The organism is Paenibacillus sp. WC2504 (assembly GCF_052682475.1).
Genome location: NZ_JBQZFH010000001.1, coordinates 3,479,316 through 3,505,828, shown reverse-complemented (window position 1 = coordinate 3,505,828; position 26,513 = coordinate 3,479,316). Strand labels below are relative to the sequence as shown.

The 26,513-nt window shown below is 43.7% G+C and carries 25 protein-coding genes; all 25 read right to left on the bottom strand.

Features of this window, described 5'->3' with window-relative positions:
- Positions 1 to 6: 6 nt before the first annotated feature.
- The 25 genes from infB to ACUN27_RS15525 all read right to left on the bottom strand — a co-directional run bounded on the left by infB (position 7) and on the right by ACUN27_RS15525 (position 26,487).
- Positions 7 to 2,949 (bottom strand): translation initiation factor IF-2, encoded by a 2,943-nt coding sequence (gene infB, locus ACUN27_RS15645; RefSeq protein ID WP_315951051.1) that lies wholly within the window; start codon positions 2,947 to 2,949, stop codon positions 7 to 9.
- Positions 2,939 to 3,268: a L7Ae/L30e/S12e/Gadd45 family ribosomal protein gene (locus ACUN27_RS15640; protein ID WP_157321181.1), complete on the bottom strand. Its 330-nt coding sequence runs from the start codon at positions 3,266 to 3,268 to the stop codon at positions 2,939 to 2,941. Before ACUN27_RS15640 ends, infB begins: the two co-directional genes overlap by 11 nt.
- Positions 3,258 to 3,572 carry an RNase P modulator RnpM gene (rnpM, locus tag ACUN27_RS15635; protein WP_326060276.1) on the bottom strand — a complete coding sequence of 105 codons (315 nt, stop codon included), beginning with the start codon at positions 3,570 to 3,572 and terminating at the stop codon, positions 3,258 to 3,260. Before rnpM ends, ACUN27_RS15640 begins: the two co-directional genes overlap by 11 nt.
- Positions 3,573 to 3,602: 30 nt before the next feature.
- Positions 3,603 to 4,700, bottom strand: a complete 1,098-nt coding sequence (nusA, locus tag ACUN27_RS15630; RefSeq protein WP_157321183.1) for a transcription termination factor NusA — start codon at positions 4,698 to 4,700, stop codon at positions 3,603 to 3,605.
- A gap of 36 nt (positions 4,701 to 4,736) precedes the next feature.
- Positions 4,737 to 5,201, bottom strand: a complete 465-nt coding sequence (gene rimP, locus ACUN27_RS15625) for a ribosome maturation factor RimP (RefSeq protein WP_326060280.1) — start codon at positions 5,199 to 5,201, stop codon at positions 4,737 to 4,739.
- A gap of 219 nt (positions 5,202 to 5,420) precedes the next feature.
- Entirely contained in the window at positions 5,421 to 9,731 is a 4,311-nt protein-coding gene (locus ACUN27_RS15620) for a PolC-type DNA polymerase III (protein ID WP_315951054.1), read from the bottom strand.
- A gap of 68 nt (positions 9,732 to 9,799) precedes the next feature.
- The gene (gene proS, locus ACUN27_RS15615) at positions 9,800 to 11,248 is read right to left on the bottom strand and encodes a proline--tRNA ligase (RefSeq protein ID WP_315951056.1); all 1,449 of its coding nucleotides are present in this window, start codon (positions 11,246 to 11,248) and stop codon (positions 9,800 to 9,802) included.
- Between the two features lie 22 nt (positions 11,249 to 11,270).
- On the bottom strand, positions 11,271 to 12,530 hold the full coding sequence (gene rseP / locus ACUN27_RS15610) for an RIP metalloprotease RseP (protein WP_315951057.1): 1,260 nt from the start codon (positions 12,528 to 12,530) through the stop codon (positions 11,271 to 11,273).
- A 172-nt stretch (positions 12,531 to 12,702) separates the two neighbouring features.
- Positions 12,703 to 13,848: a 1-deoxy-D-xylulose-5-phosphate reductoisomerase gene (locus ACUN27_RS15605; RefSeq protein ID WP_315951059.1), complete on the bottom strand. Its 1,146-nt coding sequence runs from the start codon at positions 13,846 to 13,848 to the stop codon at positions 12,703 to 12,705.
- Between the two features lie 24 nt (positions 13,849 to 13,872).
- The gene (locus tag ACUN27_RS15600) at positions 13,873 to 14,667 is read right to left on the bottom strand and encodes a phosphatidate cytidylyltransferase (RefSeq protein ID WP_315951061.1); all 795 of its coding nucleotides are present in this window, start codon (positions 14,665 to 14,667) and stop codon (positions 13,873 to 13,875) included.
- Between the two features lie 86 nt (positions 14,668 to 14,753).
- Positions 14,754 to 15,497: an isoprenyl transferase gene (locus ACUN27_RS15595; RefSeq protein ID WP_157322242.1), complete on the bottom strand. Its 744-nt coding sequence runs from the start codon at positions 15,495 to 15,497 to the stop codon at positions 14,754 to 14,756.
- Positions 15,498 to 15,591: 94 nt separating this feature from the next.
- On the bottom strand, positions 15,592 to 16,146 hold the full coding sequence (gene frr, locus ACUN27_RS15590; RefSeq protein ID WP_127451018.1) for a ribosome recycling factor: 555 nt from the start codon (positions 16,144 to 16,146) through the stop codon (positions 15,592 to 15,594).
- Positions 16,147 to 16,149: 3 nt separating this feature from the next.
- The gene (gene pyrH, locus ACUN27_RS15585; RefSeq protein ID WP_315951064.1) at positions 16,150 to 16,875 is read right to left on the bottom strand and encodes a UMP kinase; all 726 of its coding nucleotides are present in this window, start codon (positions 16,873 to 16,875) and stop codon (positions 16,150 to 16,152) included.
- Between the two features lie 87 nt (positions 16,876 to 16,962).
- A complete protein-coding gene (gene tsf, locus ACUN27_RS15580) occupies positions 16,963 to 17,613 on the bottom strand; it encodes a translation elongation factor Ts (RefSeq protein ID WP_127451022.1) in 651 nt (216 codons plus the stop codon).
- A 109-nt stretch (positions 17,614 to 17,722) separates the two neighbouring features.
- Positions 17,723 to 18,421, bottom strand: a complete 699-nt coding sequence (rpsB, locus tag ACUN27_RS15575; protein ID WP_127451023.1) for a 30S ribosomal protein S2 — start codon at positions 18,419 to 18,421, stop codon at positions 17,723 to 17,725.
- A gap of 235 nt (positions 18,422 to 18,656) precedes the next feature.
- The gene (locus ACUN27_RS15570; protein WP_315951066.1) at positions 18,657 to 19,166 is read right to left on the bottom strand and encodes a hypothetical protein; all 510 of its coding nucleotides are present in this window, start codon (positions 19,164 to 19,166) and stop codon (positions 18,657 to 18,659) included.
- Complete coding sequence (locus ACUN27_RS15565; protein ID WP_326060287.1) at positions 19,159 to 19,746, bottom strand: hypothetical protein; 588 nt, start codon at positions 19,744 to 19,746, stop codon at positions 19,159 to 19,161. Before ACUN27_RS15565 ends, ACUN27_RS15570 begins: the two co-directional genes overlap by 8 nt.
- Before the next feature lie 36 nt (positions 19,747 to 19,782).
- Positions 19,783 to 20,109: a hypothetical protein gene (locus ACUN27_RS15560; protein ID WP_315951068.1), complete on the bottom strand. Its 327-nt coding sequence runs from the start codon at positions 20,107 to 20,109 to the stop codon at positions 19,783 to 19,785.
- Between the two features lie 19 nt (positions 20,110 to 20,128).
- Positions 20,129 to 21,538 (bottom strand): DUF342 domain-containing protein, encoded by a 1,410-nt coding sequence (locus ACUN27_RS15555; RefSeq protein ID WP_315951069.1) that lies wholly within the window; start codon positions 21,536 to 21,538, stop codon positions 20,129 to 20,131.
- Between the two features lie 33 nt (positions 21,539 to 21,571).
- A complete protein-coding gene (locus ACUN27_RS15550; protein ID WP_157321209.1) occupies positions 21,572 to 22,360 on the bottom strand; it encodes a FliA/WhiG family RNA polymerase sigma factor in 789 nt (262 codons plus the stop codon).
- Positions 22,361 to 22,379: 19 nt separating this feature from the next.
- Positions 22,380 to 22,811, bottom strand: coding sequence for a hypothetical protein (locus ACUN27_RS15545; protein WP_315951070.1), 432 nt, complete (start codon positions 22,809 to 22,811; stop codon positions 22,380 to 22,382).
- On the bottom strand, positions 22,811 to 23,305 hold the full coding sequence (locus ACUN27_RS15540) for a chemotaxis protein CheD (RefSeq protein WP_315951071.1): 495 nt from the start codon (positions 23,303 to 23,305) through the stop codon (positions 22,811 to 22,813). The genes ACUN27_RS15545 and ACUN27_RS15540 overlap by 1 nt, the downstream gene beginning before the upstream one ends.
- Positions 23,302 to 23,889, bottom strand: coding sequence for a chemotaxis protein CheC (locus tag ACUN27_RS15535; protein WP_157322246.1), 588 nt, complete (start codon positions 23,887 to 23,889; stop codon positions 23,302 to 23,304). Before ACUN27_RS15535 ends, ACUN27_RS15540 begins: the two co-directional genes overlap by 4 nt.
- Before the next feature lie 36 nt (positions 23,890 to 23,925).
- Complete coding sequence (locus ACUN27_RS15530; RefSeq protein ID WP_157321214.1) at positions 23,926 to 24,387, bottom strand: chemotaxis protein CheW; 462 nt, start codon at positions 24,385 to 24,387, stop codon at positions 23,926 to 23,928.
- A 27-nt stretch (positions 24,388 to 24,414) separates the two neighbouring features.
- The gene (locus ACUN27_RS15525) at positions 24,415 to 26,487 is read right to left on the bottom strand and encodes a chemotaxis protein CheA (RefSeq protein ID WP_315951072.1); all 2,073 of its coding nucleotides are present in this window, start codon (positions 26,485 to 26,487) and stop codon (positions 24,415 to 24,417) included.
- Positions 26,488 to 26,513 lie beyond the last annotated feature (26 nt).

The window sequence follows — 26,513 nt, the reverse complement described above, 5'->3', positions numbered from 1 at the left end:
TTGTTATCACCTCTCAACGGACTCCATGATGAAGGCTTCAATAATGTCGCCTTCTTTAATATCATGATAACGCTCCAGAGATATACCACATTCATAACCTTGTGCTACTTCTTTTTGGTCATCTTTAAATCTTTTCAAGGAATCAATTTTGCCTTCATGAACGACAATACCGCTGCGGATCAAGCGTGTTTGAGCATTACGAGCAATTTTACCCGAAATGACCATACAGCCGGCAATTGTTCCTGAACCCGTAATTTTGAATACGTTACGTACTTCCGCTTGACCAAGCACAACTTCTTTGAAGACAGGATCCAGCATGCCTTTCATCGCTTGCTCGATTTCTTCAATAACGTTGTAAATGATATTGTGCAGACGAATATCAACTTTCTCTTGTTCTGCTGTAGATTTGGCAGCAGGCTCCGGACGAACGTTGAAACCGATAATAATCGCATTAGACGCCGAAGCAAGAATAATATCAGACTCGGTAATTGCCCCTACACCGTTATGCAGGATTTTAACGCGAACGCCTTCCACTTCGATCTTCTCAAGCGAGCTTTTCAGCGCTTCAACAGATCCTTGAACGTCACCTTTGATAATGACATTCAAATCTTTGATTTCGCCATCTTTGATATGCTTAAAGAGATCATCCAATGTCACGCGTGAATTTGCCGTCATCTCGGATTGACGCAGTGCAATGGAACGACGGTCCGCGATATCTCTCGCTTTACGCTCATCTTCATACACCAAGAATGGATCTCCAGCTTGAGGAACATCAGTTAGACCTGTGATTTCGACTGGTGTAGATGGGCCTGCTTCTTTCAAGCGTTTGCCCTTATCATTAACCATCGCTCTGATACGGCCGAAGTGAACGCCTGCAACGAAGCTATCTCCCACTTTAAGCGTACCGTGTTGAATGAGGACGCGAGCCACTGGGCCTCTTCCTTTATCCAACTCAGCTTCAATAACTGTTCCTCTTGCACGTTTGTTCGGGTTAGCTTTGTACTCTTGTACTTCCGCTACAAGCAAGATCATCTCTAAGAGATTTTCAAGTCCGATACGTTGTTTCGCAGAAATTTCGCAGAAAATTGTATCGCCGCCCCACTCCTCCGGAACCAGTTCATAAGCTGTAAGAGCCTGTTTGATTTGGTCAGGATTAGCGCCTTCTTTATCAATCTTGTTCACAGCTACAATGATCGGAACACCTGCCGCTTTAGCATGGCTAATCGCCTCTACGGTTTGTGGCATTACGCCGTCATCTGCTGCTACGACAATAATCGTAATATCCGTTACTTGTGCACCGCGGGCACGCATGGTTGTAAATGCTTCGTGACCAGGTGTATCCAAGAACGTGATCTTCTTATGGTTAACTTCAACTTGGTACGCACCGATGTGCTGCGTAATTCCGCCTGCTTCGCCTTCAGTAACGCTTGTTTTACGAATAGCATCAAGAAGTGTCGTTTTACCATGGTCAACGTGACCCATAATTGTAACAACCGGTGGACGCTCAAGCAGATCTGCCTCATCATCCACTTCTTCAATCGTCTCGAAGTTGTCTTCTTCGACTTTAATTTTAATCTCAACTTCAACGCCGAATTCAGTTGCAATCAATTGAATAGCGTCCAAATCAAGTTCTTGGTTGATTGTCGCCATTGTTCCTAGGAACAACAGTTTTTTGATAACTTCAGAAGCATCTTTGTGGAGCAATTTAGCTGTTTCACCAACCGTCATGCTGCCGCGAACGATGATTTTCTTAGGAGTGTTATCAATTTTTTCTTTCTTAACCGTTTCTTGCTGATATCTGCCACGATTGTTACCACGTTGGTTGCCACGGTTGTTACCGGATGGCCCGCGGTTGCCGCCAGAGCGGTTATCATCAAAACGCTTAGGCGTTGGTTTGGATTTCTTCGTAGTGATTACGCCAGCTTTCGCTGCTGCATCATCCAATTCAGCTGCTGTTGCTCCAACATGGAATTGCGGCTTAGCTTCCTGAATAACAGGTCTTCCGCTTTGGTTATTGTTACGGTTGTCAAAAGGTTTGTTTTGACGATTCGGTCCTGTACTCCGGTTAGGACTTCCACCTTGTGGACGGCCACTGTTCGCGCTTTGTCCGCCACCGGCAGATGCGCCTGCACCTTGGTTCGGACGGGATCCCGCATAGTTGCTATTCGTGCGAGGAGCTCCGCCTTGGCCTTGCCCCTGGTAGGAACCTTGACCGCTTGGACGTTGGCTGTTATATCCGCCTGATGATCCACCACTTGGACGTCCATCGTTGGAACGGAATGGAGGTCTGTCACCAGAGCGTTGACCTTGCCCCTGTCCTTGACCTTGATAGCCTTGGCCACTTGGACGTTGTCCGCCTTGGGAAGAACCTTGATAGCCGGAACGTTGCCCGCCTTGTGATGAACCTTGGCCGCTCGGACGTTGCCCGCCTTGACCTTGGTAACCCGTACGTTGTCCACCTTGACCTTGACCGCTTGGACGTCCGCCTTGCGAAGATCCTTGGCCGCTTGGGCGACCATCACGTTGGGGTTGGGATGGGCGACTTGTCGCACCAGGTGTAGCTTGCGTTGTGGATGGCTGTGGGGTCACTGCACCACTAGCTGTTTGGTTGGCTGATTGTTCTGAAGAAACAACAGGCTTGGAAGCCCCCGTTGCTGCACCTTTATTCTCTTGTGCTGGAGCCTGCGATGCAGGATTCTGATTCGTCGTCGATGAACTCACATTTCCTCCGTCCGTAGCTGCTCGTTTGGCAGCCGCATTAGCTTTTATATCACGGAAAAATTTCTCCACGGAACTAACCGCGTCATTTTCCATTACACTCATATGATTGTTAACAGGTATATTTAAACGTTTGAGAATGGTGATGATTTCTTTACTGCTCATATTGAGCTGTTTGGCGTATTCGTATACGCGGGTTTTATCTTTATTATCTTGTTGTTTATTGGTCAATATGTTCCACCTCCGCAGGATTTTCTTGACTTTTCTGCAGCATCTGCGCGAAGCCTCCGTCCAATACACCTATGGTGACACGCATCTCTTTACCAATGCTGCGGCCCAATTCATACTTCGTTCCAATTTCCATAAGAGTCACCCCATAAAATTGGCATTTATCCTGAAATTTCTTCCGTGTATTAGCCGAAGCATCCTCCGCCATAATGACAAGTTTGGCTTCTCCCGAACGAATGGCTTTAAAGACGCCTTCATCGCCGGTAACAAGCTTTCCTGCCCGCATCGCCAGACCCAACTGGTTAAAAAATTTAGGATTCATCTTCGGATTCCTCCTCTTTGGAAGAGAGGAATTCATCTTCAACCCGAATAAAATCTTGTTCCAGTTGGTCATAAATATCAGCGCTTACGGCATGCTTAAGTGCTCGATCCAAGGCTTTGCTTTTCTTTGCCAATTTAAAACAAGAAACTTTACCGCATAAGTAGGCACCGCGCCCGGATTTTTTCCCTTTGAGATCAATGAGGATGTCATCTTCAGGCGTTTTGACGACGCGGATCAACTCCCTCTTCGGCATCATCTCCTGGCAGGCCACGCATTTTCTCAGAGGGACTTTTCTCTGCTTCATTCCGATCACCCCTTGCTTCCAAACAAAAACTTAATCGATACTGACTGAATCTTGATGCATTTCTTCTGTATAAGTTTTCACTCGGCCAAATTCTTGTTCCGCTTGTGTTTCACTCTTAATGTCGATTTTCCAGCCTGTCAATTTAGCTGCTAGGCGAGCATTTTGCCCTTTGATCCCAATGGCTAATGATAGTTGATAGTCTGGAACAATGACGCGTGCCATCTTTTCATTTTCATGAATTTGAACTTCAAGAACTTTGGAAGGACTTAGCGCATTGGCCACGTACTCTTCCACGCTTTCCATCCAACGAACAATGTCGATTTTCTCGCCGCGCAGTTCAGTAACAATCGTTTGAACACGTAACCCTTTGGGCCCAACACAGGAACCTACCGGATCAACCTCAGCATTGCGTGAGTGAACAGCGATTTTGGAACGGAATCCTGCTTCACGGGCCACGGAACGAATTTCGACGACACCGTCAAAAATTTCAGGCACTTCGAGTTCAAACAGACGTTTAAGCAAACCGGGATGTGTACGGGACAAAATAATTTGCGGCCCTTTAGTCGTATTCTCCACTTTGGTGATATACGCTTTAATCCGATCGCCTTGCTTAAATTTGTCTGTTGGCATAAGTTCTGTTAAAGGCAGCACAGCCTCCACTTTACCTAGATCAACATAAATGTTGCGTTGGTCTTGACGCTGAAGAATACCCGTAACAATATCTTCCTCTTTGTCAATAAAAGCATTGTAAATTAGTCCTCGCTCAGCTTCACGAATACGCTGTGTTACGACCTGTTTTGCTGTTTGAGCAGCAATTCTACCAAAATCGCGAGGCGTAACTTCAATTTCAACAATATCTTCCAGTTGATAATTAGGATTAATTTCACGCGAAGCGTGGAGCGAAATTTCCAATCTTGGATCGAGTACTTCCTCAGTTACGGTTTTGCGTGCAAATACCTTAATGAGACCCGTATGACGATTGATATCTACGCGCACATTTTGCGCGGTGTTGAAATTACGCTTATAACTTGAAATCATCGCTGCTTCAATTGCATCGATAAGTAACTCTTTAGAGATACCCTTCTCACGTTCAATTTCCGACAGCGCTTCGATGAAATCCGTGTTCATTTGAACTGAGTCCCCCCTTTCAATAAGTAACGGCCACTAAAATACGATAGCTAAACGAGCGCTTGCTACCTTAGTGAACGGAATAGTAACTTTCTTTTTGCCAATTTCAATGATGAGATCTTGTTCGTCAAAGGATACCAGCAATCCTTCAAACTCCTTGGAGCCCTCGATCTGCTCATAGGTCGTAACAAATACGTGACTGTTCACGGCCTTGTAATAATCTTGGATCTTCTTCAATGGACGTTCAGCCCCTGGTGAAGAAACCTCCAAGAAATAAGCATCAACAATCGGATCTTTCTCATCCAATTGAACACTAAGGTATTCACTGATGCGGCCGCAATCATCTATATCAATTCCGCCTTCTTTGTCAGCGTAGACGCGAAGGAACCAATTGCTGCCCTCTTTGACATATTCAATATCCACGAGTTCAAATCCATTTTGTTCAATGAAATCCTTCAGCATGTCCTCTATGACGGATTTGATGTGTGCTTGTGTAACCACAGATAAATGTACCTCCTAAATTGACTTTCCCCTAGTCATAACCCGAAAAGTCCTATATCAAAATGTAAAGAGTGGGTTTCCCCACTCTTTAATCACAAGATGATATCCTCATTATTGCCAATAAAAATTATACCATAACCAATCTTTGCATTACAATAGCAAACTTGTTAATGATTTTCACTTGACAGCTAACTTCTCTATTACACTATGCAATGAAATTTAGAATAGTGACAACTGATTCGATTCCGGCAAACCTCGGAAACATCCCATCGACGACAATAGCTCGATCACGGTTTTGGAAGCTTTCGAACGATTCTGGAAATCCTCGATGGAGAGGAAATCGCCTTCGTCCTTGGCAGCCGCAATATTTTTCGCTGCATTCTCTCCAATACCTGACAAGGCGGCAAAGGGAGGAATCAATGAGTTGCCATCAATCGTAAATCGCGTTGCATGCGAACGGTAGATATCAATCGGCTTGAAGCTGAAGCCACGAGACGTCATCTCTAGCGACATCTCCAGGATGGAGACCATTGCCTTTTCTTTTGGCAGCGCTTGAAAACCCTTTTCTTCAATTTCGATCAAGCGTTTCAGGATAGCGTCGTACCCTTGGCAAAGCAATTCGAGATCGAAGTCGGCCGCACGAACACTAAAGTATGTGGCGTAGTAAGCAATTGGATGATACACCTTGAAGAATGCTGTACGAACAGCGGAGATTACGTAAGCAGCAGCATGCGCTTTTGGAAACATATATTCAATCCGTTCACAGGACTCAATATACCAAGCAGGCACATTGCACCGCTTCATCTCTTCTTTCCATTCGTCCGTTAGACCTTTACCTTTACGCACACTCTCGGTAATTTTAAAGGCTAAGCCCGCATCCATCCCTGCTTTATAAATTAAGAATAACATGATATCATCCCGACATCCAATTACGGTCTTAATATTACATATTCCTTTTTTAATCAGCTCTTGAGCGTTACCTAACCAAACGCCTGTTCCGTGAGACAATCCGGAAATTTGCAGTAAGTCGGCAAACGAGCTCGGTTGCGTTTCCTGGAGCATCTGACGCACAAATTTCGTTCCCATTTCCGGAACGCCATATGTAGCAACCGGAGAACGAATCTGTTCCGGAGTTACGTTTAGTGCTTCTGTTGAGTTAAAAATACTCATCGCTTTAGGATCATTCATCGGAATGGTTGTCGGATCAATACCCGTCAAATCCTGCAGCATTCTCATCATCGTCGGATCGTCGTGTCCCAGAATATCTAGTTTGAGCAAATTGGCATCGAAGGCGTGATAGTCAAAATGAGTTGTTTTCCATTCTGAATTCTTATCATCTGCCGGGTATTGCACTGGTGTAATGTCATCAACTTCCATGTAATCAGGGACTACAACAATTCCCCCTGGATGCTGCCCTGTGCTGCGCTTCACTCCAGTACAACCGGCAGCCAACCGATTCAGCTCAGCGCCCCGCCATTTCTGGCCTTGCTCTTCTTCATATTTTTTGACAAATCCGAAGGCGGTCTTCTCCGCAACTGTACCAATGGTGCCCGCACGGAAAACACATCGCTCGCCGAAAATTTCTTTCGTGTAATTATGGGCAACCGGCTGATATTCGCCAGAGAAGTTCAAATCGATATCGGGAACTTTATCCCCTTTAAAACCCAGGAATGTTTCAAAAGGAATGTCATGTCCGTCTCCTCTAAGATTCCCACCGCAATCCGGGCATATCTTGTTAGGAAGATCGAACCCACTCGGAACGCTACCGTCCAGAAACCACTCACTGTGCTGACAAGAGGCGCAAATATAATGCGGAGGCAGCGGATTAACCTCAGAAATCCCAAGCATCATCGCAACTACAGAAGATCCGACAGATCCCCTTGAACCTACGAGGTAGCCGTCTTTATTCGACTTTTTAACCAATCGTTCGGAGATCAAATAGTTCGCAGAGAAACCGAATTTAATGATTGGAACAAGCTCTTTTTCCAACCGGGCAACGATGACCTCTGGAAGCTCTTCGCCGTAAATACTTTTTGCTGTCGAGTAACAGGTGTTTCGAATTTCATCGTCTGCGCCTTCAATGATTGGCGTAAACAATTTATCCGGAAAAAGCTCAATCGCTTCGAACCGATCTGCCAGTTCATTCGTGCTGCGAACAACAACCTCAAAGGCCTTTTCTTCGCCCAAAAATTTAAACTCTTCCAGCATCTCTTTCGTGGTGCGGAAGTGAGCATCCGGCTTCTTCATCGATTTCAGCGGGCTAAACCCAGTAATCCCGTTAATGGTAATATCCCGGCATACTTTCTCCCGAGGATGCAGGTAATGCACATTGCCTGTCGCAATGACCGGCTTGCCCGTTTTATAACCGATTTCACAGACGCGGCGTACTGCATTCTCGAGGTCCTCAACACTGCCGACAAGCCCTTTTTCAACTAAATGCATATTGTAGCTGACCGGCTGGATTTCCAAAATATCATAGAACTCTGAAACCTGTTCAGCTTCTTCAATCGTTTTATTAAGAACAGCCTCAAAAAACTCGCCTTTTTCGCAACCGGAAGTGATGAGAAGCCCTTCTCTCAGTTCGACTAGCACGCTCTTCGGAATCGTAGCGCCTCTCTGTAAATAGGTCGTATGGGATAAAGAGATAAGTTTGAATAAGTTCTTTTTGCCAACCGCGTTAAGCGCATAGATGCAGCAATGGAAAGGTCGCTGATTCGACAAATCTTTGCCGACATAATCATTTAGTTTGGCGAGACTCGTTATTTGTCGATCATTAGCCTCATTAATTAAATGATATAGCACAAATCCTAATGCAATGGAGTCATCAATCGCGCGGTGATGGTTATCTAAGCTAACTTTGAATTTATCGGATAAGGTGTTCAAACGGTGATTCTTCATGGATGGGAACAAAAATCTCGCCAGTTCCAATGTATCTAATACAGCGTTGGTAACCTCCGGCAAACCCATCCGTTGCAAATTGGCTTGAAGAAAGCCCATATCAAAGCGCGCGTTATGAGCTACAAGCACGGAATCGCCGATAAATTCTATAAACTTCGGAAGTTCCTCCTCAATGTCTGGAGCTCCAACCACCATGTCATCTGTAATATTCGTTAATTGCTGAATGTTATAAGGGATTTTCTCATGCGGATTAATGAATGTTGCAAAACGCTCGATTTCCTTGCCATCCTGCATTTTAACTCCGGCAAGCTCGATGATACGATTATTCGTAACGGATAACCCTGTGGTCTCGACGTCGAAAATGACATATGTCGCCTGCTTCATATCCAAATCCCTGCCATTCATGACGATAGGCACAGAGTCATTGACTACGTTAGCTTCAACACCGTAAATCACTTTAATCCCGTGTTTTTTGGCTGCTTTCCCCGCATCAGGGAAACATTGAATATTGCTGTGGTCCGTAACGGCAATGGCTTTGTGACCCCATTTTGCCGCCATTTTCACATATTGATCAATAGGAGTTAAAGCATCCATCGTACTCATCGTTGTATGCAAATGGAACTCAACACGCTTTTCAGCAGCATCATCCATGCGATCTTTCGGTGCCATCACTTCAGTCAAATCGTTTGGAATCATTACGAGCTCAGGGATTTGCATGAATCGGTCATATTCAACTTTGCCTCTGGCTCTGATCCAAGTTCCGTTCTGAAGCAAACTCATGATCTTCACGTCATCTTTGGTTTTCGCAAAAACTTTCATCGCCATTGAATCCGTAAAATCCGTTAAGTTAAAACTATACAACGTGTTACCGTTTCTTAATTCCTTAACCTCTAAGCCGAATACCGTTCCTTGAACCGTAATTTTCTTCTCTTCTTCTTTAATATCTTTCAGCGGAGTCGGTACTTCCTTAATCTCATACCCCATTACGAGCTTCAAATCATCCGGTAAAGAAGCTTCTTCTTCTTCTTCCATGTCTATCGACATCATAATTTCTTGTGTAATCGTCTTCTCGCTTTGCTCACGCTGTTTGGCAAACTTTTCATATTCCGTTTCGACATTGGCTGAATCGCTGATCGCAAATTTAACCGTCAATTCTGTTTGGAAAAAGTTATGGAAAAAGTCCCGGATGAAGGTATCAATATTCTTTTTCTTCGCAAGCTCCAGACCAATTGCATCCAACATTATGAGAGACAGGGCTTGACCTTGCACTTCAAATTTGGCTTTAGCCATCCAGCCGTTAATGGACGGTACTTCGCGCTGCAGCCATTCCATAAATAAGCTCCAGTATTCATCTACCAAAGCAGCCGGCTCCGCCCCTTCAAATTTCCAAATAAAACGAATCTTCGCAATTTGCGCGAATTTTTCTTGAATCATTTTACAAAAAGAGCGGTAAATGTTCTGAGGCACTAATTCATTTTTCACCAAATAAAAAGTCCAGTCGCGGTTCTTCCGACTAATCTCTACTTGATCGATATAGCCTTCTGTAAAAAATGATCGCACGATATCGGCAGGAATCTCAGCTTGCTGCATCAAAAGCTCAAAGCGATTCCGTTTATCCGCCAAATTACTCATGAACAGCCTCCCCATAAAAATACGAAGGGCAATGGATGACTTGCCTCCATTTGCCCTTATTGTAGTAATTAGTAACTGCGGCCAAATACGACCGTATGTTTAGCAGCATCGCCGCAAACCAAACATGTTGACTTCGTTTCTGTAGGTGTGAATGGAATATTCCGGCTCGTCGCACCTGTTTCTTGCTTCACTTGTTCCTCACATGCATTGGAGCCGCACCATCCAGCTAAAGCAAAACCACGTTTTGTTTCTAGGAAGGTTTTGAATTCATCGATAGAATCCACGGCAATATAGTGCTCGTCACGGAACTGCTTGGCTTTATCATACATCTGCTGATGAATCTCAGCAAGTAAATTTTGAACTTCTTCGACAAAATTCGCTTGTTGCACGGTTTTCTTCTCTCCACTTACTCGGGATACAAGAACAACCTGCCCGTTCTCCATATCGCGTGGTCCCAATTCAACACGAATCGGTACGCCGCGCATTTCATATTCATTGAACTTCCAGCCAGGGCTTTGATCAGCGCGATCATCCACTTTTACACGGACACCTGTTTTTTTAAGATCAGCGTACAACTCATCTACCCGTGCGATAACTTGATCCCGCGTTTTTGGAGGACCAATTGGAATCATGATGACTTGCGTTGGAGCGACTTTTGGCGGAAGAACCAAACCTCTGTCATCTCCATGAACCATGATCAGTGCCCCGATAAGACGCGTGCTTACGCCCCATGACGTGGTGTGCGCAAATTGATGTTGATTCTCACGATCCAGGAATTTGATATCAAAAGCAACTGCGAAATTCGTACCCAGGTAGTGAGAGGTACCTGCTTGTACAGCTTTTCCATCTTTCATCATCGCTTCAATCGAGAAAGTATCAATTGCGCCAGCGAATTTCTCAGAAGGCGTTTTTTGTCCAACAATGACCGGAATAGCCAAGAAATCTTCTGCAAATTGACGATAAACATCTAACATTTGCATCGTTTCGCGACGTGCATCCTGCTCATCCTCATGTGCCGTGTGCCCTTCTTGCCATAAGAATTCCGTTGTGCGCAGGAATGGCAACGTACGTTTCTCCCAACGAACCACATTCGCCCATTGATTAATCAGCAAAGGCAGATCACGATAGGAGTTGATCCATTCGGAGTACATATGTCCAATCATCGTTTCGGAAGTAGGGCGAATCGCCAATCGTTCTTCCAGTTTCTCCCCGCCTGCTTCTGTAACCCATGGCAGTTCCGGATTAAAGCCCTCTACATGCTCTTTTTCCTTTTGGAAAAAGCTTTCTGGGATAAATAAAGGGAAATAGGCGTTCCGATGTCCTGTTTCTTTGAATTTACTGTCCAACTCGCGTTGAATGTTTTCCCAGATTTCATAGCCGTCCGGCTTAAACACGATACATCCGCGAACCGGAGAGTAGCTCATCAGATCCGCTTTTTTGATCACATCTATGTACCAACGGGAGAAATCTTCTCCCTGTGGTGTAATCTCTTTAACAAACTGCTTATCGTTTGACATAAACCCTCCTAGATCATTAGAACTATCCCTTAATTAAACGTAAAATATCATTATACGTTACAGCTACCATTAGCAGCATAAGCAGCGCAAACCCAACGAAGTGAACCATGCTCTCACGATTCGGATCAATCGGTTTGCCGCGAAGCGCCTCTAATCCCATGAACAATAATCTGCTTCCATCCAAAGCAGGGATCGGCAGAAGATTAAATATCCCAAGATATAAACTTAAAGTAGCCATCCACGAGAGAAAAACAGTAATTCCCATCTGGGCGAATTGGGCAGATACTTGGGCCGTTCTAACCGGACCACCTAAATCATCGAGTTTAAATTGCAGCATCACTAGCTTCTGCAGACCCGTTACGATTCCAATAGTTGTCCCAACAACTTGCTCGTAAGTTCCACTTATTACTTCACCAAAGGAAGCACTTCTTCGGTCACCCGAGATCACAACACCTAGTTTGCCTGACCCGGCTTCCGTTTCTGGCGTTACCTGCAGAGTCAGCGGATTCCCGGCGCGGTCAATTACCCAAGTCATTGGCTTCCCAGCAGATGATTGAATCGTCGTTACCAGCTTCTCACGGTCACTGCCAATTGGCTGATTATCAATCGAAATGATAATATCGCCTTTTTGCAACCCAGCCTTCTCCCCTGCCTTACCCGCTAGAACCGAATCCAGCTTTACATTCGTAAAAACACCAGACATGATTACAACGATCAGGAACAACACGATCGCCAAAAGAAAGTTCATCACAGGTCCCATTACAATCGCAATCGCCCGTTTACCAACGGTTTTCGAGCCGAATTGCCGATCATACGGTGCAATCTGTGTTTCCACTCCCTTGGTAACCATCATCGCTTCGCGGTCGACGGGATAGGTTACTCTCTCTCCATCCACATCAAGTGAAACTTGAAGTGTTCTTTCAAGATCGATATGTTCCACAATACCCAAAATGACATTGGATCGACGGTCTAATTGATCAAGAAAAAGGGAGGACACTTCATTTTGTTTATTTAATTTAATCGCAATGGTTTGTCCAGGGTTCACTTGAACAATTTCCGGATCTTCTCCGGCCATACGAACAAAACCGCCGATGGGCAGTAAGCGAAGCGTATAGCGAGTTTCCCCTTTTTTATATGAGAAAATCTTGGGTCCAAAACCGATGGCAAACTCTCTAACTAAGATGCCTGCGCGTTTTGCAAAATAAAAATGACCCCATTCATGAATCGATACAAGAATGAAAAACATCAAAATAACTTTCAATCCAACTTCTATGGCTGACAAGTCGTATTTCCTCCTTCATGGACAGCATGTTCTTAGATTACCATTATTGAACCGCTGAATACAAGCTATGCCTGTTTAGCACAGTATACGGCAATGGAGAATGAATTAGACGTACCTGCAACCAGAGAAAAAAAGAGCCGAGCCACACTCACTGACTTAAGCTCTTCACACATTAAAATTGAATAGATTCGGCATACGATCTAGCCCACAGATCCTGTTCATGTATGAGTTCCAGTGCAGGATTGGCATATGACTCATGCTTCTGAAGAGCTGCTTCAATGACTTGCTCGATTTGTAAAAAAGTAATTTCCCCTTTGAGGAAACGCGCTACGGCAATCTCATTGGCAGCATTGAAAACCGTCGGTGTCGTCCCACCTTGTCTACCGCTCTCATATGCCATCCGCAAACACGGGTATCTGGTATAATCCATCTCGCGGAAATGCAGTTTGCCAATTGCAGCTAGATCAAGCCTCTTGGTCGGTGTCACGAATCTGTCAGGATACGTTAAGGCATATTGGATTGGCACTCGCATGTCTGGGTTACCAAGCTGAGCAATAATGCTGTTGTCAACAAACTCAACGTAGGAGTGAATGACACTTTCCGGATGAATCAACACATCAATTTGATCATAGGAAAGGTTGAATAACCAGTGCGCCTCAATGACCTCAAAACCTTTATTCACCATCGTAGCTGAATCGATCGTAATTTTTGCTCCCATAGCCCAATTAGGGTGTTGTAAAGCTTGTTCAACTGTAACGCCTTCTAACTCTGCACGAGTACGATCTCGGAAGGAACCACCGGATGCTGTTATCGTAATTTTGGAAACCTGCGCAATGTTCTCACCATTTAAACATTGATAAATCGCTGAATGCTCACTGTCAATAGGCAGTACAGCGACACCTTTTTTACGTACAGCTTCGGTTACAATGTGCCCTGCACTCACTAAAGTTTCCTTGTTGGCAAGACCGATGTGTTTACCAGCATCAATAGCAGCAAGTGTGGGTTTCAGACCTTGACTTCCTACCAGAGCAGTAACGACTAAATCAGCGTCCGTCGCCGCGGCTACTTCAATTAGGCCTTCTTCACCATATACAACCTTCGTCCCTGCCGGTACGTTCAGCTGAACCTCATTCGCCAACTCCTTCGTTGCAACGGAGACGAGTTTCGGTTTAAACTGGTTCACTTGCTCAATCAATAACTTCGTATTATATCCACCAGATATAGCTTCTATTTGAAATTTCTCTGGAGCGTGTTGAATGATGTCTAAGGTCTGGGTACCGATAGACCCCGTTGATCCTAAAATGGCAATCCGTTTCATGACTAAGCACCTCGCCCATGACAATTACATAGGTATTATTCCGATCAAATAAACAAATGGAAACACAATTAGCCAACTATCCATCCGATCCAGCACACCGCCGTGACCGGGGAGTAATGTTCCCGTATCTTTGATTCCTTTAACACGCTTATATGCAGACTGAATTAAGTCTCCTACTTGTCCAACAACAGCAATAATAAAACCAAGAGCTAACGCTTTGCCAAACCCGAGTAAATCCGGAGCAAACCAAGCGAATATGAACGCCGCAATCATCGAGATGACAACGCCGCCTATTGCGCCTTCAATTGATTTCTTAGGGCTAATTTGCGGCCATAGAAGGTTTTTGCCCAGTTTGGAGCCAACGAAATAGGCACCTGAATCCGAGGCCCATATACAAACGAAAACAAGGATTGTCCAAAACAAGCCGTGCTCCGCTAAACGTGCTGCAATCATATAATAGAAGCCAAAAGCAATATAGACAACGCCTAACAAAATGACCGAAACCTGATCGATAGTAATTTTATTTTTCGAAGCTACCGTTATAAATAGAAGTAAGAACATAGCAAACCAAATGATTGCACTTGTAGGAATTGGAGAAGTGATCCCAACGAATTCCCAAGGTATTGTTATGTACAACAGTGCAATTAATCCAACAGCGCTTGTTAACCTATACTTCATATAGCCATTCATCTGCAAATATTCCCGGTAGCCAAGAATCGAGAGCAATACGATTAATCCGGCATACCAGTACCCACCTAAAACTAATAACGTAATAAAAACGAGCCCAGCAATAACGCCTGTGACGATCCTTTGTTTCAAGTTGAATCCTCCTAGATGAACAACTTCAAATCCGGCAGCAATTCGTTAAACAACCGTCACCGTTAAGGAGAAATCGAAAGGATCCTTTACAGTCCTCCGTATCTTCTCCCACGGCGTTGGTATTCCGCGATGGCCTGCAAAAATAAAGATTCTGTAAATTCCGGCCAATAAGCCTCAGTAAACCAAAGCTCTGAATAAGCCAATTGCCACAACAGAAAATTGCTAAGTCTCAACTCACCGCTCGTGCGAATTAACAAATCGGGATCTGGTAGATCTGAAGTAAGCATATACGATGAAAAACGAGTTTCGTCCAGTTCTTCGGTCTGCAGCTTGCCGCTTTGAACATCACGAATCATATCCTGCACACCAGCAATCATTTCTTTACGTCCACCATAGTTTAAGGCAAAGTTCAAAATGAGTCCTGTATTATTTTTCGTCCGTTCAATAGCGCCCTCTATCGCATTTAGCGTATAGTCAGGCAAACCATCTTTCCAACCCGTCATGCGGATACGGACATTATTCTCGATTAGCTCTTCAATTTCCAAGGGAAAAAACTCTTGTGGAAGCTTCATCAAAAACTCCACTTCTTCCTTGGGTCTCTTCCAATTTTCTGTTGAAAAAGCATACATCGTCAATACTTTAACACCGATCTCATTAGCTGCCATCGTTATTTTCTTAACATTCTTCATGCCGGAATGGTGCCCGGCTACTCGCGGCAAACCTCTTTGTTTTGCCCAGCGGCCATTTCCGTCCATAATGATAGCGACATGCGCTGGCACTTTGTCCAATTCAATTTCTGGTCTAGCTGTAGATGCTTGCTGATCTTTCATTCCAAACCATTGCTTAAATCGCTTGAGCACTGTTGTTCCTCCCAACTAGGGAAAGATGAAAAACCCCCAGCGACTACCCGGGGGCATATCTATCTTATACTTCCATGATTTCTTTTTCTTTAGCAGCCAAAACTTTTTCAACTTCGGCTACGAATTTATCCGTAAACTTCTGGATGTCTTCCTGATGTTTACGAGACTCATCTTCCGAGATCCCTGCTTTTTCAAGCTTTTTGATCTCATCGTTCGCATCGCGGCGAATATTGCGAATTGCCACTTTGGCTTCTTCGCCGAATTTTTTCGTCATTTTAACAAGATCCGTACGACGCTCTTCGGTCAGAGCTGGAATGACAATACGAATAACCGTTCCATCATTAGATGGTGTCAGTCCTAAGTCAGACTTCATAATTGCTTTCTCTATAGAGGACATGGAGCTTTTGTCCCATGGTTGAATAAGCAAAGTACGTGAATCAGGTGTCGTTAAATTCGCAAGTTGATTCACCGGTGTCATTGCTCCGTAATATTCTACTTGAATACGATCCAACAAAGAAGGCGTAGCACGACCTGCACGAAGCGTAGTCAAGTCTCTTTTAAGTGCGCCGATGGCTTTATCCATCCGGTCTTCTGCGTTCTTTTTCACTGCTTGTGGCATCGATTAGACACTCCCTTTAACTGTAGTCCCAATTTTCTCGCCAAGGACCACTCGTTTAATATTCCCTTTTTCTGTAATGTTGAACACCACCAACGGGATGTTGTTATCCATACATAGGGAAGAAGCGGTGGAGTCCATGACACCTAAATTATTACTGATAACTTCCATATACGTCAACGTTTCAAATTTCTTAGCTGTTGGATCTTTGAATGGATCTGCGGAGTAAACGCCATCCACTTTATTTTTGGCCATGAGAATAACTTCCGCTTCAATTTCAGCTGCTCTCAAAGCTGCTGTCGTATCTGTTGAGAAGTATGGATTCCCTGTACCTGCCGCGAAAATGACAACTCTCGACTTTTCCAAGTGACGAATTGCTTTTCTACGAATATAAGGTTCAGCTACTTGCTGCATCGTAATGGAGGACTGAACTCTTGTTGGCACATCAATATTTTCCAAAGCATCCTGTAGTGCCAAGGAATTCATGACGGTCGCAAGCATCCCCATGTAGTCCGCTGTTGCACGATCCATGCCTTTTTCACTGCCGGCGATTCCACGCCATATGTTACCGCCACCTACTACGATAGCAACTTCCACGTTCAATTCAACAACGTCTTTCACTTGCTGGGCGATGGAGGTAATGACTTCTGAATCAATGCCGTACCCTTGCTGTCCTGCCAGAGCTTCGCCGCTCAATTTGAGCACTATTCTTTTATAAAAAGGTTGACCCAACTTGTATAACCTCCGTTTCCATGCATAAACAAACTTATTGGCTAAAAAAGAAGGAACACCAAGTGTTCCATCTTTTTGAAATAGCTATTATAGTTTAACTTGGGACATAACTTCTTCAGCGAAGTTTTCTTGTTTTTTCTCAAGGCCTTCACCAAGAGCAAAACGTACGAAGCGGCGGATCGAGATGTTCTCACCGATTGTTGCGATTTTCTCGTTCAACAATTGCTCAATTGTTTTGTCTGGATCTTTAACGAAAGATTGCTCCATCAAGCAATACTCTTCATAGTATTTACCGATGCGGCCTTCAACCATTTTGTCAACGATTTTCTCAGGCTTGCCTTCGTTCAAAGCTTGGTTGCGAAGGATTTCTTTTTCTTTTTCCAATGCTTCTGTAGGTACTTCTTCACGACGCACGTAAGTCGGGCTTGCAGCCGCGATGTGCATTGCGATGTCTCTGCAGAAAGCTTTGAATTGATCTGTTTTACCAACGAAGTCAGTTTCACAGTTGATTTCAACAAGTACGCCAACTTTACCGCCAGCGTGGATGTAGGATTCTACAGCGCCTTCTGTAGCAATACGTCCAGCTTTGTTAGCTGCTGCGGAAAGACCTTTCTCACGAAGGATTTCTCCTGCTTTTGTCAAATCACCATTTGCTTCTTCAAGCGCTTTTTTGCAATCCAACATACCTGCGCCTGTTTTTTCACGTAATTCTTTCACTTGTGCTGCTGTAACTGCCATTGAAAGAAACCTCCCGTTATTGGTTAGTATGTAAAACTCGTTACTCTTTAAAAAAAGGGTGGTGACAGGCTGTTACACCTTCCAACCACCCTTTTCCCATTCCTATAAATTAAGCTGTTGTTTGTTCGCCTTGGTGTGCTTCGATAACTGCGTCAGCAATTTTCGCTGTAAGCAATTTAACTGCACGAATCGCATCATCGTTACCTGGGATCACGTAGTCGATCTCGTCCGGATCACAGTTCGTATCAACGATACCAACGATTGGGATACCCAATTTACGAGCTTCTGCAACAGCAATACGCTCTTTACGTGGATCGATAATGAATAGTGCGCTAGGCAGAGATTTCATGTTTTTGATTCCGCCTAAGAATTTCTCAAGACGCTCTTTCTCTTTACGGAGAATGATAACTTCTTTCTTAGGTAGAACTTCGAATGTACCGTCCTCTTCCCATCTTTCAAGAGTTTTCAAACGGTCAATACGTTTTTGAATTGTTTGGAAGTTAGTAAGCGTACCACCCAACCAACGTTGGTTGATGAAGTACATTCCGCAACGTTCTGCTTCTTCAGCAACGGAATCTTGAGCTTGTTTTTTAGTTCCTACGAAAAGGATTGTACCATTATCTTCAGATACGGATTTAACGAAGTTGTAAGCTTCCTCAACTTTTTTAACCGTTTTTTGTAGATCGATAATGTAAATTCCGTTTCTTTCTGTGAAAATGTACTTGTCCATTTTCGGGTTCCAACGACGTGTTTGGTGACCGAAATGTACGCCAGCTTCTAAAAGCTGTTTCATGGAGATAACTGCCATCCCCAATCCCTCCTCTAAAATGGTTTATTTGGTATCCGCCGCCTGTCGCATCTTTGTATAAAACTTACCAATGTAAGCACCAATATACAAATTGACTGACGTGAGTTTTTAACACCGTGAATAAATATACCACAACTCAAATCCCTATGCAACCTTTTGTCGATTTCGTATTTTCCCGTGACAATAGGCGTGTTTCAATAAAAAAAGACCTCAAAATAATGATCAATTTGAGCGTCTACTGCTGGGATGTTATGAGATTCGACACAACTTGCTGCATATCCATTTGCCCTTCAAACACGTGAAAGCCAACTTGCAATTTGCTGTTTCCGCCTTGCTTTTGGAGTTCAGTGGCAAATGCTTTTCGGTCCGTAATCAGACCGGATTTCACGAGAAGTTCGCTAACAGCAGTTGCATCAAGATTTGGCTGTACGTAAACAACTGTTCTAACAACGGTCTCTGTCTTAGGCTGATCTTGAGGCTTAGCTGCAGCTAGTTTGTCCGTTTCTTCTTTCACCTTTTTTTGAACAGAAGCATCCACTTCAGCTTGCGTATACATTTTAGTGCCTAAATCAAAAACTTGATAGTATTTAGCTGTTTCTTCTTTCAACTTCTGAGGATCCATTTCGTCAAGAGCGAGACCAGATTTGCCCGGTGCGCTTGCCCGAACGGACATCACTTGCAGCAATAAGGCACCGACGATGATGCCAGTCCCAATGCCTAAAAGATATGAACGATTTTTAAGCACGGGTCGTCTCCTCCTGTCGGGAAAGCTGCAAGATCAAACTAACTTCACCTTTATTCATCCCTAATTTCTTAGCGATAGCTTCAACACCTTTTCCTTGATCGTGTAGAGAAAATAGCTCCGCATATCGGCTTTTCATACTCAGACCAACATAAACCGGCTCTTCTTCAGCAGCAGCTGATTCTTCAACCAAAGAAGAATTTGTGATTTGGGGTTCTCCCGCGGCTGCCTGTTGCCCGAGCCCTGGATCAATCGTAGTAACTAAAGCAGAGTTTCCTTGATCTTTGATATGAACTTTGGTCAACTCTTGGGAAAGCTCATGTTTCTGCTTCTCCAAAGTTTCCAGCCTGCCTGCCAGCTTCGCAAGTTCAACCTCGTAATCTTGTTTGGTTTTCGAAAACAGGTCCAGCAGTGATTGATTTTGCTCATCCATCTCAGCGGCAAAGTGTTCTATCGTTTCCTCAATCTCTTGAACGACCGTCATCTTGCCGGAGGCTGCCGCTTGTTCCTTAGGCAGAAAACGTGCGTAAACAATCACGACCAATCCTAGAAGTACGACATACATCCACGGCTGCATAGCCACTTATGTTCACCTTTTTCTTTTTAATGAGATAACGCCTTATAAGGATAAATCAATATGATGCCCTTTGTATGGATGATTCGGTTGATGTTCATGTTCTATAGAATCTGATGAAGACGAAAGCTTTTTGTTCTTGGGCTTCTTCTCAGCCATCTGCTGCTTCTGCCCGCCATGATCGTTGATATCCGTTCTAGCGCTTTCTTCAAGCTTACTGCTGCGTTGTCGATCTTTTTCAGTCAATTGTGCAGCCTGATTTTCTAGGATCGTTTCATCTTGGCGTGGTTTCTGCATCAGTTGATTCTGACGAATTCCCGCCTCATCGTTCTTGTGTACAGCGAACTGTAAATCGATGGCTTTAAAACTCATCGCTTACCCACTCCTTCACTCACACGTATGCACTCATATAAATATCTCCCTCATGCAAACGGAATGTCATTCGATTAGTCGAATCTTTGATGAATTTCGTATAGCGCCCAATGACAATCTTAGTTCCCCCGTAAACCGTCGACAAAACTTCAACCTTCGCTTGATCGGAATCTTCTAATGATTTTTCGATCTCAAGAATACGTTCCTTGATCGTATTTTGCTCTTCGATACCTTGTCTCTTGGTATGATTCAATTTAACGCGCATTGCAAGTTTATCCGGAGTGAGCTGACCCGCAGCAGCCAAAGTATCAAGCAATGAAAGGGCTTTATCTGTTTTGTCCATATTCTCCACAAAAACTCTCAACTGATTACGCAAATGAATCATTTCATTGCGGAGTTCTGGCAATACCCCCACTTCAATGACCGTTGTAGTTGACATGGAGTTTCCAATTGTACGTGCTGTCACACGTTCACCAGCTTGTATGGTGCCTCCAACAATCAGTCCCTTTGCTCCATTACAATTAACTGCTTTACCAGCTCGAATGGTAGAATGCATAATGCTCTGAGAAACTTTTAACTCCCCTAATACTTCAACGGTCGCATCTTGAATAAAAGAGCTCTTTACATTTTTTCCGGCTTTAACGAAAGCTTTATTTTGACCTACAATACCGGCATTTATCTCGATAGAGCCATCCGCTTCAAGCTCTGCGGCTTCTACGCCACCAGTGACACGAATATCGCCGGAAGCACGAATCTTAAACCCTGGCAGCACATTGCCGCGGACAACAACAGTACCGATAAAATCAATATTTCCAATATGATAATCTACATCTCCATTCACTTCATACACAGGAAATACATTAATCTTATCTCGATCGGTTTTCACAACCATCCCATCAATCAGGGCATATAGCCCCTTTTGTTCGGCGTCTGCAATCACATTCTTACCAATTTTAAAACGAGCTTCTTTCCCAGCTTTACTAAAAATCGTCTCACCTGTCACTGCACGTCCCGGAGTACCTTCGGTAGCTAAAAAACGTTGTCCAATCAGTTGTCCTTTTTTCACATTATTTAGAGATACCACTTCTTTATAATTTACTCTGCCGTCATCCAGCTCTTGAGGTTTTTTGTCATTATCATCCAAATCAAACGTATAAGAAATATAACCGTTAACACCTGGTTCTGCCTTCGTCCCAACAGCGATAACTACTTTTTGTTGATAAAAAGCTTTAGGATTTGCAGCTATTTGAGCTAACAGCGGTCGATTCAAGCCATGTACTATACGGTTTTTTTGAGTTAATTCTTCTAACTCAGCAGTTGTTACTATTAAAGTATCATCCATATTATTTATAAGTAAAAATGCTGACAATTTATCATCCGAGATGGAAATACTGATGTAATAATCTAAAGGCATGTTCCTCTCAAGCATGGAATTCCACCCTTCAACTTTAGCAAGTTTATGTTATGTATCCTGGAATAGCTGATTCTTAAACCGGCTAAGTACGCCCTTTAAACGAAGAATCGCTTTCGAATGTAGTTGCGAAATGCGCGAAGGAGATAAGCTCATAACTTCGGCGATTTCACTTAAAGAGAGTTCCTCGAAATAAAATAACGAAACCACAGTACGTTCCTTCTCTGTCAAACGCTCAATAGCTTTGGCCAGCGAGTCTTTCAAATAAAACTCATTCACTTGAAACTCCGGATTTTTAGCTTTTTCATCGACAAGCAACGAGAGCCGCGTTTCCGAATCTTCTTCTCGAATTGGATCATCAATCGAACACACCGTCGTAATAGAGATATCTTGAAGCATCTGTTGGAAATCTTGCTCACTGACCTGCAAGTATGCGCTAATCTCGGCATCTGTTACAGAACGAAGATACTGTTGTTCAAGCTTTTGATAAGCATCTTCAACCTTTTTGGCCTTTTCTCGAACAGAGCGCGGGACCCAATCTCCTTGCCTGAGGCCATCGATAATCGAGCCACGGATTCGCCAGGATGCGTAAGTTTCAAATTGTAGGCCGCGGGCATAATCAAATTTCTCCACGGCATCAATAAGACCCATCACGCCATAGCTGGACAGGTCCTCTTTCGAGACACTTTTGGGAAGTCCAATGGCGAGACGTCCTGAAACATAATCGACTAAAGGCAAGTAACTCTCAATCAGTGCCTGCTTAGCGGGAACCCAGCCTTCCTCTTTCCACTGCTTCCATAAGTCGAAATTCGCTAGTTGTGATTGCTTTTGTTCGATCATGATTTACGTTTCACCATCCTTAGTCTTCTGACATTCGCCGTAGGGCACCCGCCAGTTGTTCAGGTTCCAGATTATTCTTGGTGACTAACTTAGGTGGATTCAGTGGTGAAAATTGCATGTCAGCTGATGAAGGCGTATGTTTATTGCCCATATTAGCTTTCAATAGTTCACGTGTTTCCTCATCTTCTGGTGTTGTCAAATCCAACGTTTGACCAACGGATGAGTCTGGCGTCATATTCGCATATTGTGCGTGTCCTGCCGCGTGTTCAGCCCCAATCATCAGACCTAGCACCCACCGAAAGCCAAAGGTAAGTATAAATAAAATAAGAAAACTGTATAACGTTTTTAGACAGGAAGTTAGGAATAAATTATTGCCAATCGATAAGCCAAAAGTTAATAAACCCGCCAACCCTGCTACAATGAAATTTAGTCGAATAGTACCAATCATCATTAAATTTCTTTCACTCCTAATTGGACGCTTCGAATGACTAGAATACCGGTTTCACTATTAAATTCTATCGTTCGACCGTAATTCGCTCCTGTATCCTCCGCACGAATTGGAATTCTGTATTTATTCAACATTTCCTTACAGGATTCTACATTTCTCGGGCCAATTCTCATCGTATCATTATTCCCTGCGAATGCAAACATTTGGGCACCGCCTGCAAGCTTAGCCTCGAGCTTGCTAACGGTGGCTCCAAGCTGCTCCATTCTGGAGATTAACTCAGGAATGGCGGTGTCCGCATATTTCGCAATGTTTAAGGAACCTTCGCGGGCGATTTCAGAGGATGGCAGCATGACATGTGCCATTCCCGCTACTTTCACGCGGCTATCATAAAGCGTAACCCCTACACATGAGCCTAAACCTGTTGTTTTCAACACACCTGTCAGGTGAGCAACATTCAAGTCAGCCATGCCTACTTTAATCAAATTATCTTGGGTCATGAAGAATCTACTCCTAATGCCGAAAATATTTTGCCAAACGATTCCGGATCAGGAATTAGGAAGAAATGCCCTTGTACTTCACTTTCCCCTTCCAAAAATTTGGTGTCAATGAGAAGAGCCTGATCTCCCATTTGACCAAATTGCAATAAACCATAACTTAATATGGCACCTGCCATATCAATCGCTAATGCTGGGACTGTAGGCTGCATGTTCAAGTTAGTAAAATCAGCAAGAGAAGAAAGATAGGATCCGGCAAGGATATTGCCTATTTCGTTTAACGCAGATAACTCCAGCTCCGAATATTCTTCTTGATCTTCAATTTTCAAACCAATCAGGTCCCGCAGTATATTTTTGGCGGCATCTAAATTGAGGATAAAGAACATATTCCCTGGAGCGTCTCCTTCTACTCGTAAGAAAATGGCCAGAACAACCGTCTCAGCCCCGCCAACACTTTCACAAATTTCTTCAAAAGGAAGCATCCTGACTTTGGGTACAAGCATATCGATCGGTTTGTCCAATAGTGTAGATAAGGCGGTAGCAGCATGCCCCGCACCTATATTGCCAACTTCCTTGAGAACATCCATTTGAAAATCTGCCAACTGACTAAAAACGTCCACAAGTTAGTCCCCTAATCTTTCTAACTGTAAAATTTCGTCGCGGTTTAAAACCTGCTCTAAATTAAGCAGCACTAACAATCTTTCCTCGCCGACCCGAGCTATGCCATCCAGATATTTTGCTTTGATGCCGCCAACAATTTCTGGTGGAGTATCAATGTTATCGGTATCCAGGTCAATCACGTCATTAGCTGAATCTACGATTAAACCCACTTCAAACTCACCTGCAGACACGATGATAATCCGAGAAGCATCAGAAATCGCTTGCTCTTCGAGTCCAAAACGTGAGCGCAGATTGATAATCGGAATGACTACACCACGAAGATTAATTACACCTTTAACAAACTCAGGTGCTTTTGGAACACGCGTCATCGGCTGCATTCTTTCAATCGTTCTGACTTTCTCGACTTCCACGCCATACTCTTCCGATCCAAGTGCGAAGACGATTACCTTTTTTTCTTCTCCCATTGTAAGATCCTCCTTAGAATTATGTAGTTATTTAATCAATGCGTTTGGATCAATAATCAAAGCCACTTGCCCATCTCCAAGAATCGTAGCACCTGAGATCGCAAATAGTCCTGTTAAATACTTACCTAATGTTTTGAGAACAATCTCTTGTTGGCCGATAAATTCATCAACCATCAAAGCAACCTGCTTGTCCCCTTTACGAACAACCACAATTTCGGTTTCTTCTTCGAGATCCTCATTAAAATCCGGCACTTCAAACAACGTGCTCAAAGATACGAGAGGAATAACGGATTTGCGGTAATCCACCATTTTGTTACCGTGGATGTTGCGAATTTGATTTTTCTGGATCGCAGAAGTTTCCACGATAGAGGATAACGGTATCGCATATTTCTCGCTGCCAAGCCGTACTAACATAGCTGAAATAATAGAAAGTGTAAGCGGGAGCTGGACAGAGAATTTACTTCCTACGCCAGGCTTCGAGTCAACTTGCACATGTCCGCCAAGCATTTGAATCTTGGTTTTCACGACATCAAGTCCTACGCCGCGACCAGAAATATCTGAAATTTTTTCAGCCGTACTGAAGCCAGAGGCGAACAGTAAATTGTAAACTTCTTTATCCGTCAGCTTTGCGGCTTGCTCAGCCGTTACAAGTCCATTTTTCAGTGCCGTTTTTAATACTTTCTCTCTATAAATGCCTCTTCCATCTTCTTCTATTTCGATAAAAACATGATTGCCGCTATGGAAAGCACGAAGTTGGATGGTTCCATGTTCACTTTTCCCTACAGCTACACGGTCACTAATCGACTCAATACCATGATCAACCGCGTTACGCAGCAAGTGAACAAGCGGGTCGCCAATCTCATCGATAACGGTACGGTCTAATTCCGTTTCTGCACCTGTGATCACTAAATCTACTTTCTTATCTAGTGATTTCGCCAGATCCCTGATCATCCGCGGGAAACGATTGAATACGGAGTCTACAGGCACCATGCGAAGTTTAAGCACAATATTTTGCAAGTCGCTGCTTACTCTAGACATGTGTTCGACGGTTTCTGTTAAATCATTACGCTTAACTTCACTCGCCAGTTGTTCCAAACGCACACGGTCAATTAATAACTCGCTAAAAAGATTCATTAATGCGTCAAGACGTTCAATATCAACGCGAATGGTACGGCTTGCAACAGGTGCTCCGCCAGCTGCCGGTTTAGCTGCTGCCACTGGTTCTGCCGCAACTGGAGTACTCGTAACAGCAACAACAGGAGTTGGTGCCTCTACAGCCGCTACAGCAGCAGCGATTTCTTTCCTTGCCGCTTCAACTTCGCTGCGAGGACGGGATAGTTCTACCAAGGATTCGGAATCAACCGTAATAATTACAGCAGATTCAATCTCTGAAACATTAAGAATCTCTTTTTCTAGTGTTGCGTGATCAACTTTGGATATAAAATAAAGCGAGAATGAGCGGTCGAATTTCTCTTGCTCGATCTCTTGCACAGATGGCGTCGCTTTGACGATCTCACCCATTCTTTCCAAAGCATCAAAAACCATATAAGCACGTGCGGCTTTTAGTACACAGTTCTCATTGACGTTAACTTCTACGTAGAAAACAAGAAAACCCGCATCAATTGATTGCTGAAGAATGGAGAATTGAAATTCGTCTACTTCAATGCCTTTAGCTGGTTCCTTTACTGCCGCAACAGCTTTAGTTGAAGCTGTTAAGTATTCTCCAGTCACAATGGATCTCAGTGATACGACAATCGGCGTAACATCCGCTTTTCCAGTGCCACCTTGGATAATGTCTTCCACCATAGACTCTAAGGAATCTAAACTTTTAAAAATACAGTCAAAAATGAAATCATTCATTTCGATTTTACTATTGCGGACCATGTCCAGAACGTTTTCCATTTCATGCGTGAGAGAAGCGATATCCTCAAAACCCATTGTTGCAGACATGCCCTTCAACGTATGCGCAGAACGAAAAATATTATGTACAATGCTAATATCTTGAGGGTTGCTTTCTAAACTTAGTAAGTTCTCATTCAAAGATTGCAAGTGTTCTTTCGACTCATCGATAAACATGGATAAATATTGACTAAGTTCCAAAACCACACACCTCCAATAGGATCTTT